Genomic DNA, 789 nt, shown 5'->3' on the forward strand with positions numbered 1-789 from the left:
GACTTTGTTGCTTTAGCGGTTAATCAAGGAAAAGAAGTTGAAGCGTGTTTTCCGAATTCTCCAGAAGAAGTTCAAGGCGTAAATGATCGCTTACAACTGTGTGAACTTGAATGTTGGTATCAATCCCAACTTGGTGAAGCCTTGTTAAGAAACGGCGTGAGCCTATTTGATCCAAACCGTATTGATATCCGTGGTACTTTGGCCTGTGGTCAAGACGTAACAATCGATTTAAATTGTATCTTTGAAGGCAATGTTTCAATAGAAGCCAACGTTTCAATAGGTCCTAATTGCTTGATTAAAAACACTACTATTGCCTCAGGTACGGTTATCAAAGCGAATTCAGTCATCGAGGACTCTATTGTTGGATCGGATTGCGATATTGGCCCCTATGCTCGACTCCGCCCCGGAACTAAGCTTTCTGACAACGCTAAAATCGGTAATTTTGTCGAAACGAAGAAAACAAATATTGGCGAAGGTTCGAAAGTGAATCACTTGAGCTATATCGGAGACGCAGAGATTGGCGCGGGTGTAAATATCGGTGCAGGCACGATCACCTGTAACTATGACGGTGTAAACAAATACCAAACAGAACTTGGCGATGATGTGTTTATTGGTTCGAACTCGTCTCTCGTCGCCCCAGTAAAAATTGAGAAGGGTGCAACGGTAGGTGCAGGTTCTGTCGTGACAAAAAATGTCGATGAGCATCAACTCGCTGTAGCGCGAGGTAAGCAAGTAAATATTTCCAATTGGAAAAAACCAACGAAAGACTAGGTTTTCTCAAGGAACGAG

1 protein-coding gene is annotated in these 789 nt (G+C 42.8%); it reads left to right on the top strand.

What is annotated here, in order from left to right:
- The coding region (locus tag A3739_RS20490) for a bifunctional N-acetylglucosamine-1-phosphate uridyltransferase/glucosamine-1-phosphate acetyltransferase (RefSeq protein ID WP_197472467.1) at nucleotides 1–771 on the top strand (771 nt) is incomplete at its 5' end.
- Nucleotides 772–789: the final 18 nt, after the last annotated feature.

The organism is Oleiphilus sp. HI0067 (assembly GCF_001635735.1).